The sequence below is a fragment of the Citrobacter sp. Cf072 genome, from assembly GCF_030334485.1.
Classification (GTDB): Bacteria; Pseudomonadota; Gammaproteobacteria; order Enterobacterales; family Enterobacteriaceae; genus Citrobacter; species Citrobacter freundii.
This window is the reverse complement of the sequence record NZ_JAOWDX010000043.1, coordinates 43,219-58,432: the sequence shown is the minus strand read 5'-3', so window position 1 is coordinate 58,432 and position 15,214 is coordinate 43,219. Positions and strand designations below refer to the sequence as shown.

Below are 15,214 nucleotides of genomic sequence, written 5' to 3'. Positions count from 1 at the left end.
TTGAATTTGATTAAATGTGATGCAGTACGCAAATAATTCTCTCACTTGCAGAGTGGATTTGCTCCGAATTCATTCACTTCAAAATAAATCCATTTAAAACAATAAAATAAAAAAATACATTTCATATAAACCATCTTGTCACGTTGTAATTTGTTAACAATTTTTCATTCAACATCAAAAATCAACGCATTGCCTTCTTGAGAAAATGATGTCAGTATCAATCAAAACAAATCACAATTTGATTCAACTTGAATAAACATGAAGGTAATTGCGATGAGTAAAGTAAAAAGCATCACGCGTGAATCATGGATCCTGAGCACATTCCCGGAGTGGGGAAGCTGGCTGAATGAAGAGATCGAGCAGGAACAGGTCGCACCAGGTACTTTCGCGATGTGGTGGCTCGGCTGCACCGGAATTTGGCTGAAGTCGGAAGGCGGGACTAACGTCTGCGTCGATTTCTGGTGCGGCACGGGCAAACAGAGTCACGGTAACCCGCTGATGAAAACCGGTCACCAGATGCAACGCATGGCAGGGGTGAAGAAGCTGCAGCCAAACCTGCGCACCACGCCGTTTGTTCTTGATCCGTTTGCCATTCGTCAGATCGATGCGGTGCTGGCCACGCACGATCATAACGATCACATCGACGTAAATGTTGCGGCAGCCGTCATGCAGAACTGTGCCGACGACGTGCCGTTTATTGGACCGCAGACTTGTGTGGATCTGTGGATCGGTTGGGGTGTACCAAAAGAGCGCTGCATCGTGGTAAAACCAGGCGATGTGGTAAAAGTGAAAGATATTGAAATTCATGCGCTTGATGCGTTCGATCGTACTGCGTTAATCACCCTGCCCGCCGATCAGAAAGCCGCTGGCGTACTGCCGGATGGTATGGATGCCCGCGCAGTAAACTATCTGTTCAAAACGCCGGGCGGTACGCTTTATCATAGCGGCGACTCACACTACTCCAACTACTATGCAAAGCATGGCAACGAGCACCAGATCGACGTCGCACTCGGATCCTACGGCGAGAACCCACGGGGTATTACGGACAAAATGACCAGTTCTGACATGCTGCGTATGGCGGAGGCCCTGAATACAAAAGTGGTGATCCCTTTCCATCATGATATCTGGTCAAACTTTCAGGCCGATCCGCAGGAGATCCGCGTACTGTGGGAGATGAAAAAAGATCGCCTTAAGTATGGCTTTAAGCCATTCATCTGGCAGGTAGGTGGCAAGTTCACCTGGCCGCTGGACAAAGATAACTTTGAATATCACTATCCGCGCGGCTTTGATGACTGCTTCACCATTGAACCGGATTTACCGTTTAAATCGTTCTTGTGATCCACACAAAATGCCGGGCCATCCCGGCATTTTTTTCCCATTTACTTTAGTATTTCCAGGCTATTTCAAATATCATCTTTTCAAATCAATTTGTATCGGAATAGCTCATGACTGAAGCACAAAGACATCAAATATTGCTGGATATGCTGGCGCAGTTGGGCTTTGTTACCGTTGAGAACGTAGTTGAGCGTCTGGGGATTTCACCCGCCACTGCGCGCCGGGACATCAACAAGCTCGACGAAAGCGGCAAACTCAAAAAAGTACGCAACGGCGCAGAAGCTATTACCCAGCAGCGGCCGCGCTGGACGCCAATGAATCTGCACCAGGCGCAGAACCACGATGAAAAAGTTCGCATTGCCAAGGCAGCATCCCAGCTTGTGAATGCGGGTGAAAGCGTAGTGATCAACTGCGGATCGACCGCTTTCCTGCTGGGTCGCGAAATGTGCGGCAAGCCGGTGCAGATCATCACCAATTATTTGCCGCTGGCGAACTATCTGATCGACCAGGAGCATGACAGCGTGATCATCATGGGAGGGCAATATAACAAAAGCCAATCCATCACGCTTAGCCCGCAAGGCAGTGAAAATAGCCTGTATGCCGGACACTGGATGTTTACCAGCGGCAAAGGGTTGACCGCGGACGGACTGTATAAAACCGATATGCTGACCGCGATGGCCGAGCAGAAGATGCTTAACGTGGTGGGTAAACTGGTGGTGCTGGTCGATAGCAGTAAAGTCGGTGAACGTGCGGGAATGCTGTTCAGTCGCGCCGATCAAATCGATATGCTCATTACCGGCAAAAATGCAAACCCTGAGATTCTGCAACAGCTTGAAGCTCAGGGCGTGAGCATTATGCGCGTTTAAAGGTGCTGGCGGAAAAACGTCACTGTTGCGGCCAACGCTTCTGGCGTGATGCGATGCCGTACGCCCGCTTCCCACAGGCAGGTCAGATTGTTGTCCAAACCTGCCTGAATCAGCGCTTGCTGTAAGCGGAAGGTTTCAACTGCCGGTACAACATCATCATCCTGTCCATGCCACAGCAACAACGGCCTGTCGGCGAGGCGTGGCAACTGATGCGTAACATCCCATTCGGCAAACGGGGCGATAACGGCATCAAACTCCGCCTGTTGCTCTGGGGTCTGAACCTGTAAAGGAGGAAAAAGCGTCTGCGCAAGCCGGGTAAAATAGCCTGAGCCCATCAGGCTGGCTACACATTTAACCTCAGGATGGCGCGCCATTATGCCCAATGCAGTCATTCCCCCCATCGATGCCCCACCGACGGCAAGCCGCTCATCTGAAAGCCAATTTTCTGCCACCAGAGCCGCACGTAACGTCGTAAACTCCTGCATGTTTTGCTGCAATATATGCCAGAAGCGGAACATTCGCTCCTGAGCATTACCTTTAAAGCGGGCGCCATGTTCGGGCGCATCTGGCATGACGACGCGAAATCCGGCCTGAGCCAGCGCAACAGCAAAATAACTGTAGACCAGACTTGAAGATGTAAACCCGTGATAAAAGAGAATACAAGGGAGTGAACATTCGCGTTTACCAGCCGGAACGGCGTGCAGGACAGGGATACCAGCTAACTGTCGTGTCTCAATTTCTATCATTTGTTGCCCCCTTTTTTTCTGGTATGCCATGCAGCAATACTTAACGCAAGCGAATGTGTTCGGCAATGATTCATAATGTTGAGAACTGGGTTACGCTTTCGCAACATTTTCATTCGAAAATCGCGTGAGAGATAACAATTCGGGAACATTCCCCTAAAGGGAAATTAATAAGGCACTACACTATGGCTATCAGGAAACGAGATAGAGTTATGCGTCGGTTTGCCTCTTTGTTGCTGGTTATGTTTTTAAGCGCCTGTAGCGTGCTACAGGGAACGCCGCAACCCGCACCGCCCGTTGCCGACCACCCGCAGGAGATCCGCCGTGACCAGAGTAATGGGTTACAGCGATTAGGGACGGTTAGCGCGCTGGTAAGAGGCTCTCCGGATGATGCGCTGGCAGAGATCCGTGCCAAAGCCGTCGCGGCTAAAGCTGATTACTACGTGGTTTTATTAGTAGATGAAACCATCGTGACAGGCCAATGGTATTCACAGGCAATTTTGTATCGTAAATAACATTGGGTTGAAATTTAGTCAGCTTTACATTGCTTTGCGCCTCTATGCGTTTACCTGTGCACAATAAACCAACAGCAGGAAGCTTGAGGTTTATTATCGCGATGGAATGCCCTGCCGTGTGTAGGGGTACGAATAATGGAGCTGACGATGAAACAATCTCTTGCCTTATCCTCACTGCTGCTTTCTGCTGGACTGGCAGACACTACGGCGCAGTCTGCCGAATTCGCCAGTGCTGACTGCGTTACTGGCCTGAACGAAATTGGCCTGATCTCTGTCAGTAACATTGCAGGGAATCCGCAGGATGTAGAACGTGTAATCGCGTTAAAAGCGGATGAACAAGGTGCCTCATGGTATCGGATCATTCAGATGTACGAAGACCAGCAGCCCGACAACTGGCGCGTACAGGCCATACTTTATGCGTAACAGATTGCCGGATGGCGTAAACTTATCTGACCTGGACTGAGCGTAGGCATGATAAGACGCACCCGCGTCGCCATCAGGCAAGTTATTACCGTAACCCCCCCGTTGCCCGCAGGAGCAAATCGTTCAGCACCTGTTCAGACAATCGTAGTCCACCCCGCGTATCAAGCATCATTTGGCACCAGGCCTGCGCCACTGGCGGAGAAGAATAACGCAACATCTGCGCCCCGCAACCGAGCAGGAAAAGCTGCTGCGTAATCTCTCGTCCCAATGCCTCACTGGGTTTACGTAAACGCTGCTGTAGCTGACGCACCATCCGATCGTAATGTCGATCCTGCCCCTTTACCTCCGCAAAGGCTTCGCTGAGCATATCGTAGATGCCGGGTTGTTTTGTCAGTACCCGCAATACATCAAGGCACATAATGTTGCCGGAGCCTTCCCAGATACTGTTTACCGGCATCTCACGATACAGGCGCGGCAGCTCACTCTCCTCGCAATAGCCAATCCCGCCCAGCACTTCCATCGCCTCAGCCACAAACGGCATACCGACCTTGCAAACGGAGAATTTCGCTGCTGGCGTGAACAACCTGGCCCACAGCGCTTCTTTGGCATCAGCACGACGGTCCCAGGCCCGCGCCAGTCGAAACAGTAGCGCCGTTTGCCCTTCCAGTTGGAGCGCCATCCGGCCTAATACCTGACGCATCATCGGCTGTTCAATCAATGGCTTGCCAAAAACCTGTCGCTGGTGCGCATGATAAATCGCGACGGAAAAAGCACGTCGCATCATGCCGTGACTGCCGAGCGCGCAGTCAAAACGCGTCATCCCGCCCATCTTCAGGATATGGCGGATACCTTCCCCTTCTTCGCCCAATAGCCAGCCAATCGCATCGTGGAATTCAACCTCGCAGCTGGCGTTGGAGCGGTTGCCTAACTTATCTTTCAGTCGTTCAAGACGGATGGCATTACGCTGCCCGTCAGGTAAAAATTGCGGTACAAAAAAGCAGGATAAGCCGCCCTTTGCCTGGGCCAGCACCAAATGGGCATCGCTTTGCGGCACGGAGAAAAACCACTTATGTCCCACCAGCCGATACGAGCCGTCGACAAGACGTTCTGCCTGAGTGGTATTGCTCAGCACATCTGAACCACCCTGTTTTTCGGTCATACCCATACCAATCAGTAGCCCGCGCTTTTGCCCTCCGGGCAGTAAATGCGAGTCATAACGGTCGCTTAGCAGCGGCGTCAGCCAGTCGTGAAAGGGGGCGGGTAACATTTGAAGTAACAGCGGTGTGGCGGCAAACGTCATGGTCACCGGACACAACGTGCCTGCTTCAACCTGCGCATGCAGCATGAAACGCGCCGCCCGGGCAACAAATGTTCCTTGCCTCGCGTCTTCTTCCCAGGCCAGATTATGTACGCGGTTGGCGCACAATCCCTGCATCAGCAAATGCCAGGCAGGATGAAAACGCACATCATCCAGCCGCTGCCCCTGCGGGTCGTAGCGCAATAGTTCAGGTGGAAAAGCATTGGCCAGACGACCCAGTTCGAGCGACTCGGCAGTCCCTAGCTGCTGACCAATACTGGCGAGAAGATCGCTATCCCAGCCAGCGCCTTCACGGATAACCGCTTCGCACAGCGCGCCGTCGGACAAATATAAGTTACTGTTATTGAGCGGTACAGGTTGGTTAAAAACGGTGTGCGTTTGCCAGTGCATTGTGTCTCCCTCCGTCAATGGCCGTCGCTTTAAGTATGGTCAGGCAGCAGAGAGAACGCATGGGACAACGGTCACAAAAAAGCCATCCCGAAAGATGGCTTGAGAGAAGAGAGAAATCAGGGAGATAGTTTAGCTGCGCTGACGGACTGCTTCAAACAGGCAGATGCCCGTCGCAACTGAAACGTTCAGCGACGAAACGCTACCTGCCATCGGGATACTGATCAGTTCGTCACAGTGTTCACGGGTCAGACGGCGCATACCTTCACCTTCTGCTCCCATCACCAGCGCCAGACGTCCGGTCATTTTGCTCTGGTAGAGAGTATGGTCGGCTTCGCCAGCGGTTCCGACGATCCAGATATTCTCTTCCTGCAGCATACGCATGGTGCGCGCCAGGTTGGTCACGCGGATCAGCGGTACGCTTTCTGCCGCACCGCAGGCCACTTTTTTCGCCGTAGCATTCAACTGAGCGGAACGATCCTTCGGTACGATTACAGCATGTACGCCAGCGGCATCGGCGCTACGCAGGCATGCCCCCAGGTTATGCGGGTCGGTGACGCCATCGAGGATCAAAAAGAACGGCTGATCGAGCGTAGCAATCAGATCCGGCAGATCGTTTTCCTGATACTGACGGCCCGGCTTCACACGAGCAATAATCCCCTGATGTACCGCACCCTCGCTTTTCTCATCCAGAAACTGACGGTTAGCCAGTTGAATGACAACACCCTGTGCTTCCAGTGCGTGGATCAGCGGCAGCAGGCGTTTATCTTCACGACCTTTGAGAATAAAGACGTCCTGGAAGCGCTCAGGCGCACGTTCCAGCAGAGCCTGCACCGCATGGATGCCGTAAATCATTTCACTCATGAATGTACTCGTTAATAGTTTATGCATAACGCGGGCAACACGAGATTGCCCGACTTACTGTTTATGGCAGTTATTGTGCGACTTTCTTTTTCGCCGCACGTTTAGCTTTGGTGGCGGCAGCAATTTTAAGCGTTTTTGCCGATGGCTTTTTCGCTTTTTTGTCGCCTTTCTTCTCAGCCGCATTCTTTTCCGCCTGAGGTTTGGCTCTGCCTTTTTTCTCACCGCGGAAAGCGCTATCCGGCTCGAAATTCACCTTTTTGCCCATCTGACGACGTTTACCGGTATTTTTACCCGCATCGCTTTTTTTGGCTTTTTCGCGCGCAGTTTTACCTTCATTACGCGGCGCACGTTCGCTGGAGATCAAGCTAAAGTCGATCTTACGCTCGTCCATGTTGACTGCTTCCACGCGAACTTCCACGCGATCGCCCAGGCGATACATCTGACCGCTGGATTCACCCGTCAGGCGCTGCCCAACCTGGTCGAAACGATAGTAGTCGTTATCCAGGGAGGAGACATGCACCAGACCGTCGATAAACAACTCATCAAGACGGACAAAGAAGCCAAATCCGGTGACGCTGGCGATCACGCCTTTGAAGACATTCCCCACCTGATCCAGCATGAAGTCGCACTTCAACCAGTCAGAGACATCGCGCGTGGCTTCGTCAGCACGGCGCTCGGCCATCGAACAGTGCTGACCCAGTTGCAGCATCTCCTCCATCGAATAATGGTAGCCACCCGTTTCAGTGGTGTTGCCTTTATGGCCCTGCTCCTGCGCCAGCAGATACTTAATCGCCCGGTGCAAGGAGAGATCCGGGTAACGACGGATCGGTGAAGTAAAGTGTGCATAAGATTGCAGCGCCAGGCCGAAGTGACCACGGTTTTCCGGATCGTAAATCGCCTGCTTCATCGAACGCAGCAGCATGGTTTGCAGCATTTCTGCGTCAGGACGGTCAGCAATCGACTCCAGCAGTTCAGCGTAATCGCGCGGCTCAGGTTTGTTGCCACCTGGCAGCTCCAGTCCCAGCTCTGCCAGGACGGAACGGAACGAGTTAATCGCTTCGGTCGTCGGCTTATCGTGAATACGGAACAGTGCTGGCTCTTTGGCTTTCTCAACGAATCGCGCCGCTGAGATGTTCGCCATGATCATGCACTCTTCAATCAGCTTGTGCGCGTCGTTACGCTGCGTCTGCTCAATACGCTCAATACGGCGTTCAGCATTGAAGATAAACTTCGCCTCTTCACTTTCAAACGAGATACCGCCGCGCTCTTCGCGGGCTTTATCCAGCACTTTGTAGAGGTTATGCAGCTCTTCAATGTGTTTGACCAGCGGTGCGTACTGCTCACGCAGCTCCTGGTCGCCCTGCAGCATGTGCCAGACCTTGGTGTAGGTCAGACGTGCATGGGAACTCATGACCGCTTCGTAGAATTTAAAGCCGGTTAAACGGCCTTTCGACGAAATGGTCATTTCACAGACCATACACAACCTGTCCACCTGCGGGTTGAGCGAACACAATCCATTAGAAAGCACTTCCGGCAGCATCGGGACAACCTGCGACGGGAAGTAAACGGATGTGCCACGGCTGCGGGCTTCCTGGTCCAGCGGAGTCGGCGGGCGAACGTAATAGCTTACGTCGGCAATCGCCACCCATAAACGCCAGCCGCCGCCGCGTTTCTTCTCGCAGTAAACCGCATCGTCGAAGTCACGCGCATCTTCGCCATCGATAGTCACCAGCGGCAGGTCGCGCAGATCGACACGTCCTATTTTCGCCTCTTCCGGCACTTCTTCTTTCAGTCCGGCGACCTGTTTCTCAACAGCCTGCGGCCAGATATATGGGATTTCATGAGTACGCAGGGCCATATCAACGGCCATGCTGGTTCCCATGTTGTCACCCAGCACTTCTACAATTTTACCCACCGCTTTGGTGCGGCGAGTCGGACGTTGGGTCAGTTCAACGACGACCACAAAGCCCATACGAGCGCCCATCACCTCTTCCGGCGGGATCAGGATATCGAAACTCAGACGGCTGTCGTCAGGGACGACAAACCCAACGCCAGCATCGGTGAAGTAGCGACCGACAATTTGGCTGGTTTTTGGCACCAGTACGCGCACAATACGCGCTTCGCGACGACCTTTACGGTCCGCGCCCAGCGGCTGCGCCAGCACCTGATCGCCATGAATGCAGGTTTTCATCTGCTCGCTGGACAGGTACAGGTCATCTTTGCGGCCTTCAACGCGCAGAAAGCCGTAGCCATCACGGTGGCCAATAACGGTACCTTTCAGCAGGTCGAGACGCTCCGGCAGCGCATAGCACTGACGACGGGTGAAGACCAGTTGTCCGTCACGCTCCATCGCGCGCAGACGGCGGCGTAGTGCTTCCTGCTGCTCTTCACCTTCAATGTTGAGTTCAGCGGCCAGCTCATCACGGTTGGCCGGTTTTTCACGTTTAGTTAAATGTTCGAGGATAAATTCCCGGCTTGGGATAGGATTCGCGTATTTTTCAGCTTCGCGTTCCTGGAAAGGATCTTGTGACATTGAGGTTCCTCCATTGTCAGCTCTGATGGAATTCCTTCGTCTTTCACGACGCCTCTTTGTTGGCTGCCTTTGCTCCCACCAGTCACTTACTTTTGTAAGCTCCTGGCGACTCGCTCAGTTGCCGCCGCGATGCGACGCGAAATACTTTGGACTTCATTACTCCACCAGCAATAATTTATAAAGCGGTTGATTCTCTTCAACCAAATCAGCAAGTGTGTAGTTGTCCAGCTCCGTGAGAAAACTTTGCACTGCCTTAGAAAGCGCCTGTTTGAGTCGACAGGCTGGGGTAATGTGGCAAAACTCGCTGCTACAATTGACCAACGATAAGGGTTCCAGCTCGCGAACCACATCACCAATACCAATATCCTTAGCGGGTTTACCCAAGCGGATACCGCCATTTTTTCCTCGAATAGCAGTAACAAAGCCCGCCCGGCTAAGTTGATTGATTATTTTGACCATATGATTACGGGACACGCCGTAGACTTCTGTCACCTCAGAAATACTGGTCATACGTCCTTCGGGAAGTGACGCCATGTAGATTAGCGCACGTAATCCGTAATCGGTGAAACTTGTTAACTGCACATCAACCTCAGGAAAAGGGATAAAACGGATAAACCTGGTGGTATTAATTATATTGATGATAAACCAGCCACCAGCCAGGTCGCTAATTTATTTCAGTTCGGGAAGGAAAAAAGCGAGGAACTTACGTGATTTTAAGCCGGATTCTGATGCAAAGCACCTTATCCGGCTTGAGATATTGCAAGCGCAGCGCCATTCGACGCCACGCTATAACCAGAATTATGCGTCGAACGGGTCGCGCAGGATCATGGTTTCAGTACGGTCTGGGCCAGTTGAGATAATATCAATCGGCACACCGGTCAGTTCTTCAATACGCTTGATGTAGTTCAGTGCAGCCTGCGGCAGACCGCTACGTTCCTTCACACCGAAGGTAGATTCAGACCAGCCCGGCATGGTTTCGTAAATCGGCTCGATACCTTTCCAGTCGTCTGCTGCCAGCGGAGTAGTCGTTACTTCACGGCCATCCGGCATACGGTAAGCGACACAGATTTTCACCTCTTTCAAACCGTCCAGTACGTCCAGTTTGGTCAGGCAGAAGCCAGACAGGGAGTTAATCTGTACTGCACGGCGTACAGCAACGGAGTCCAGCCAGCCGGTACGACGACGACGACCGGTGGTCGCGCCATACTCGTTACCTTGTTTGCACAGGAACTCGCCAACGTCATCAAACAGTTCAGTCGGGAACGGCCCCGCACCTACACGAGTAGAGTAAGCTTTGATGATACCCAGAACGTAGTCCACATAACGTGGGCCCAGGCCGGAGCCGGTTGCCACGCCACCTGCGGTGGTGTTGGAGGACGTTACGTACGGATAGGTACCGTGGTCGATATCCAGCAGCGTACCCTGCGCACCTTCAAACATGACGAAATCGCCACGCTTACGCGCCTGGTCCAGCAGATCGGAAACATCAACAACCATCGAGGTCAAGATGTCGGCGATAGCCATCACATCATCCAGCACTTTCTGGTAGTCAACTGCTTCAACTTTATAGAAATTCACCAGCTGGAAGTTGTGATATTCCATCACTTCTTTCAGTTTTTCAGCGAAGGTTGCTTTATCAAACAGATCGCCAACACGCAGACCGCGACGAGCTACTTTGTCTTCATAAGCCGGACCGATACCACGACCGGTAGTACCGATCGCTTTCTCGCCACGCGCTTTCTCACGAGCGTTATCCAACGCAACGTGATAATCAAGGATCAGCGGACAAGCTTCAGACAGCAGCAGGCGCTCGCGAACCGGGATACCACGATCTTCCAGTCCTTTCATTTCTTTCATCAGCGCGGACGGAGACAGAACAACACCGTTACCGATGATGCTGATGACATTCTCGCGAAGAATACCTGATGGAATAAGATGGAGGACGGTTTTTTCACCGTTGATTACGAGAGTATGGCCTGCGTTGTGACCACCCTGGTAGCGCACAACATATTTAGCCCGTTCAGTCAGAAGATCGACGATCTTCCCTTTACCTTCGTCACCCCATTGGGTGCCCAGTACGACGACGTTGTTACCCATTTTTCAAAATCACCGTTTGCTTAAAAATGGATTCTACCACCGCTTTTTCAGATATACAGCACTTTTTGCATGCGAAAATCCGCAAATTAGTCTACTTAATAATCAGCCAATCGTTTTCCTCAACATGTAGTAGACCACTACGCCCGCAACCACAAGACCTCCACCAAAACGACGCAAAATATTTTCGGGAAGTTGCGCCATTGCAGAGATCATTTTCTTCCATGCTCTGGGATAAAGCATCGGACCCAGCCCTTCCAGCACCAAAACCAACGCGAGCGCCAGCAAAATTGTTGAATTCATCCATCGCCCTTATATAAAAAGAAAACCACCGCATCCCTGGAGATGCCGGTGGTTTTGCTGCTTTAAAACCGCTGGAACGCGATTAGCGTGTCGCGGAACTCGGTGTCTTCATGTAGCGGAAGAAATCGCTGTCCGGACTCATGACCATCACGTCCTGGTTGCCTTCGAAGCTCTTCTCGTAAGCACGCAGGCTACGGATGAAGGCGTAGAAGTCAGGATCCTGACTAAACGCATCGGCAAACAGCTTAGCGGCTTCTGCATCGCCTTCACCGCGCATGATACGGCCCTGACGCTCAGATTCTGCCAGCGTTTTAGTGACTTCATAGTCCGCCGTTGCACGCAGTTTTTCCGCCTCTTCCTGGCCTTGTGAACGATGGCGACGTGCTACCGCTTCACGCTCAGCGCGCATACGGTTGTAGATAGCCTCGGACACTTCAGCAGGCAGGTTGATTTGCTTAATACGCACGTCAACCACTTCGATGCCCAATGCCGCCATACTGTTCGGGTTGATGACCGGTACTTTACCGTTCGTTTCAGCCTGAACACGTTCAGCCGCTTCGGCAATCGCGCTATCAGCTGCCGGAGTCGCCACTTCATCTTCCGTGCCAGCAGAACCGGAGTTCAGCGCGTCACGAACTTCCAGGGTCAGACGACCGCGGGAATCGGTAACGATGTCCTTCACGTCCAGACGACCAATTTCAGAACGCAGACGGTCAGAGAACTTACGTTTCAGCAGGACTTCCGCCTGAGAAACATCGCCACCGCCCGTTGCCAGGTAGTAACGGCTAAAGTCACTGATGCGCCACTTGATGTAGGAGTCAACAATCAGGTCTTTCTTCTCTTTGGTAACAAAGCGATCGGCCTGGTTGTCCATGGTCTGAATACGCGCATCGAGCATCTTCACAGATTCAATAAACGGAATCTTGAAGTGCAGGCCTGGTGCAACGACCAGCGGCTTGTTTTCATCGTCACGCAGAACTTTACCAAAGCGCAGAGTAATACCGCGCTCGCCTTCTTTGACCACAAAGACAGACATGAACAGAACTACCAGAACGATGATGATAATCGCAATAACTGACTTACGCATCGTTATTCCCCCTGACGCTGGTAGTCGTTACGCTGCGCATTCGCGCGGCGTTGGTCCATAATATCGCCCTGACTGGTGGACGATGTATTGCTTGCTCCAGTGCTGGAAGTCGTTGCTGGCGGCAGACGCAACAGGTTTGAACTGCTGTCAGTCTTTGCTGCTGGCGCACTACCACCTTTCAGCATTTGATCCAGCGGCAGAACCATCAGATTGCTGCCTTTATCGTTAACCAGGACTTTGCGGGTATTGCTCAGCACTTTTTCCATGGTTTCGATATACAGACGCTCGCGGGTAATTTGCGGTGCGGCTTTATATTCCGGCAGAATTTTTGCGAAGCGAGCCACTTCACCCTGTGCTTCCAGGATGGTCTGAGTCTTATACGCACGCGCTTCTTCCAGAATACGCTGAGCCTGACCGTTTGCACGCGGCTGAACTTCGTTGGTGTACGCTTCTGCTTCACGGATGTACTGCTGTTCGTTTTCACGTGCTGCGATAGCATCGTCAAACGCGGCTTTTACTTCTTCCGGCGGACGTGCTGCCTGGAAGTTGACGTCCAGCAAGGTGATACCCATGTTGTACGGACGGATCGTTTCTTCCAGTTCACGCTGGGTATCGCTACGAATAACGGTACGCCCTTCGGTCAGGATACGGTCCATGGTGTATTTACCGATAACCCCACGCAGGGCGCTGTCAGTTGCCTGACGCAGACTGTCATCCGCACTGGTTACGCTAAACAGGTAACGCTGCGGATCGGTCACGCGGTACTGTACGTTCATTTCGACGCGCACGACGTTTTCGTCAGAGGTCAGCATAACGCCGGATGCGGCAAGTTCACGCACGGCTTCAACGTTGACCGGTGTCACTTCATCGATAAAGGTCGGTTTCCAGTTCAGACCCGGTTCAACCAAATGGCTGAATTTACCGAAGCGTGTCACCACGCCACGTTCCGCTTCTTTAATGGTATAGAAACCGCTAGCCGCCCAGATAATGACGATGGCGGCCGCTGCGATAGTAAAGACTCGACCGCCCAGTTGCGGACGCGGGCCTTGAGATGAACTACCGCCGCCAGAACCAGTACCTTTACCGCCACCCAGACCACCGAGCTTTTTACTCAGTTTGCGGAAGATATCGTCCAGATCGGGAGGTCCCTGCTCGCGACCACCTTTGTTTCCATTTCCCTCAGGGTTGCCGCCAGGTTTGCTGCTTCCCCAGGGGTCGCGGTCTTGTCCGTTATTACCGGGCTGATTCCACGCCATTTTTGTGCTCCATATTTGTTATGCGATGCTATACCTGCGTCTTTTGCGCTGCCGATGCGTTGGCTGCGTCCCTCACTCCAGTCACATAGTTGACTATGCTCCTGGAGATTTCAGGACTTGCCGCCTTCCTGCCGCACAAAATCCACAAGGTATAGAGGCGAAAAAATCTTCAGGCCATATCCGTCAGATCAGACAACATAGTCTTCCAGTGCCGGTTCTTGTTTACAGAGGCGACGCCAGTCTACGATCGGCATACGAATCTGCAGACCTACGCTGCCGTCTTCCTCCATCCACTCTTTTTCTATTGCCTGAAGTTGATAAAACCGGCTTCTCAATCGCCCTTCCTGCGGCGGCAAACGCAACGTATGCTGCGCCACCTCACCGGAAAGTCGCTCAGTCAAAGCCTGAAAAAGTTGTGGTATACCAATCCCCGTTTGCGCAGATACCCAAACGCGAATGGGTTTATTCTCTTCATCTCTATCGATACGCGGCTCAAAGTCATCCAACATATCGATTTTATTCATCACCAGCAGGGTCGGGATCTCATGTGCATCGATCTCTTCGAGCACCGTGTCGACTGCTTCGATGTTTTCCTGCACACGAAAATCTGCAGCATCAATAACGTGCAGCAGCAATGTCGCCTGACGTGTTTCCTGCAAGGTGGCTTTAAATGCCGCCACCAGGTCGTGCGGCAAATGGCGGATAAACCCTACGGTATCCGCCAGCACGGTCTCACCCACGTCCGCCACGTCTATGCGGCGCAGCGTTGGGTCCAGGGTCGCAAACAGCTGGTCCGCTGCATAAACCCGGGCTTCGGTGATCTGGTTGAACAGGGTGGATTTTCCGGCGTTGGTATATCCCACCAGTGATACGGTTGGGACATCCGCTTTCTTGCGCGACTGCCGCCCCTGCTCACGTTGCTTTTCAACTTTTTCCAGGCGCGACTGTATTTGCAAAATGCGATTACGCAGCAAACGACGGTCGGTTTCGAGCTGGGTTTCACCCGGACCGCGCAAACCAATCCCGCCCTTTTGCCTTTCAAGGTGGGTCCAGCCACGGACCAGACGCGTAGCCATATGGCGCAACTGCGCCAGCTCAACCTGCAACTTACCCTCATGGGTGCGCGCACGCTGGGCAAAAATATCTAAAATAAGACCGGTCCTGTCGATTACAAGACACTGGCACAACTGTTCCAGGTTACGTTCCTGGGCGGGGCTCAGAGCATGATCAAAAATCACCACCGCAGCGCCAGTCGCTTTTACGGCTTCGGCAATTTCGATTGCCTTACCTTCACCAACAAAATACTTCGGGTGCGGTGCTTTACGGCTCCCGGTAATCACCTGCATTGCTTCGACACCGGCGGAAGAAACCAGAGATTCAAACTCCTGGAGGTCTTCCATATCTTTGTCTTGCGAAAAATAGATGTGTACCAGTACCGCCTGCTCACCGGCATCATAACGGTCAAACAAGCGTCAACCCCTTAATATAAA

14 protein-coding genes are annotated in these 15,214 nt (G+C 52.4%); 4 read left to right on the top strand and 10 right to left on the bottom strand.

The genetic code is table 11. The features are described 5' to 3' along the window. Positions 1-273: 273 nt before the first annotated feature. Positions 274-1,338: an L-ascorbate 6-phosphate lactonase gene (ulaG, locus tag OGX66_RS08300; protein WP_003025649.1), complete on the top strand. Its 1,065-nt coding sequence runs from the start codon at positions 274-276 to the stop codon at positions 1,336-1,338. Positions 1,339-1,445: 107 nt separating this feature from the next. Next, the gene (gene ulaR / locus OGX66_RS08295) at positions 1,446-2,201 is read left to right on the top strand and encodes an HTH-type transcriptional regulator UlaR (protein WP_003839504.1); all 756 of its coding nucleotides are present in this window, start codon (positions 1,446-1,448) and stop codon (positions 2,199-2,201) included. On the opposite strand, the gene yjfP is transcribed toward ulaR, so the two are convergent. Continuing rightward, positions 2,198-2,947, bottom strand: a complete 750-nt coding sequence (gene yjfP, locus OGX66_RS08290) for an esterase (RefSeq protein ID WP_094544815.1) — start codon at positions 2,945-2,947, stop codon at positions 2,198-2,200. The two genes, ulaR and yjfP, sit on opposite strands and share 4 nt — an antisense overlap. A 182-nt stretch (positions 2,948-3,129) precedes the next feature. On the opposite strand from yjfP, the gene bsmA reads away from it, so the two are divergent. Both bsmA and yjfN read left to right on the top strand, forming a co-directional pair. Next, the gene (gene bsmA / locus OGX66_RS08285; RefSeq protein WP_003025640.1) at positions 3,130-3,459 is read left to right on the top strand and encodes a biofilm peroxide resistance protein BsmA; all 330 of its coding nucleotides are present in this window, start codon (positions 3,130-3,132) and stop codon (positions 3,457-3,459) included. Between the two features lie 147 nt (positions 3,460-3,606). Next, positions 3,607-3,882 carry a DUF1471 family protease activator YjfN gene (yjfN, locus tag OGX66_RS08280; RefSeq protein ID WP_080953289.1) on the top strand — a complete coding sequence of 92 codons (276 nt, stop codon included), beginning with the start codon at positions 3,607-3,609 and terminating at the stop codon, positions 3,880-3,882. A gap of 85 nt (positions 3,883-3,967) precedes the next feature. Here yjfN and OGX66_RS08275 read toward each other — a convergent pair whose 3' ends face one another. From OGX66_RS08275 to hflX, 9 genes are all read right to left on the bottom strand, one after another. Then, positions 3,968-5,590, bottom strand: coding sequence for an isovaleryl-CoA dehydrogenase (locus OGX66_RS08275; RefSeq protein WP_088902805.1), 1,623 nt, complete (start codon positions 5,588-5,590; stop codon positions 3,968-3,970). 129 nt (positions 5,591-5,719) lie between these two features. Then, positions 5,720-6,451, bottom strand: coding sequence for a 23S rRNA (guanosine(2251)-2'-O)-methyltransferase RlmB (rlmB, locus tag OGX66_RS08270; RefSeq protein ID WP_003025615.1), 732 nt, complete (start codon positions 6,449-6,451; stop codon positions 5,720-5,722). 70 nt (positions 6,452-6,521) lie between these two features. Beyond that, a complete protein-coding gene (gene rnr / locus OGX66_RS08265) occupies positions 6,522-8,984 on the bottom strand; it encodes a ribonuclease R (protein ID WP_003025612.1) in 2,463 nt (820 codons plus the stop codon). 156 nt (positions 8,985-9,140) lie between these two features. Then, complete coding sequence (gene nsrR / locus OGX66_RS08260; protein ID WP_003025609.1) at positions 9,141-9,566, bottom strand: nitric oxide-sensing transcriptional repressor NsrR; 426 nt, start codon at positions 9,564-9,566, stop codon at positions 9,141-9,143. A gap of 216 nt (positions 9,567-9,782) precedes the next feature. After that, the gene (purA, locus tag OGX66_RS08255; RefSeq protein ID WP_003025606.1) at positions 9,783-11,081 is read right to left on the bottom strand and encodes an adenylosuccinate synthase; all 1,299 of its coding nucleotides are present in this window, start codon (positions 11,079-11,081) and stop codon (positions 9,783-9,785) included. A gap of 102 nt (positions 11,082-11,183) precedes the next feature. After that, a complete protein-coding gene (locus tag OGX66_RS08250; RefSeq protein WP_005122170.1) occupies positions 11,184-11,381 on the bottom strand; it encodes a DUF2065 domain-containing protein in 198 nt (65 codons plus the stop codon). An 82-nt stretch (positions 11,382-11,463) separates the two neighbouring features. Further along, positions 11,464-12,468, bottom strand: a complete 1,005-nt coding sequence (gene hflC, locus OGX66_RS08245; protein WP_003025595.1) for a protease modulator HflC — start codon at positions 12,466-12,468, stop codon at positions 11,464-11,466. A gap of 2 nt (positions 12,469-12,470) precedes the next feature. Next, positions 12,471-13,724, bottom strand: a complete 1,254-nt coding sequence (hflK, locus tag OGX66_RS08240; protein ID WP_003025593.1) for an FtsH protease activity modulator HflK — start codon at positions 13,722-13,724, stop codon at positions 12,471-12,473. Between the two features lie 188 nt (positions 13,725-13,912). Further along, positions 13,913-15,193, bottom strand: a complete 1,281-nt coding sequence (gene hflX, locus OGX66_RS08235; RefSeq protein ID WP_049002362.1) for a ribosome rescue GTPase HflX — start codon at positions 15,191-15,193, stop codon at positions 13,913-13,915. Positions 15,194-15,214 lie beyond the last annotated feature (21 nt).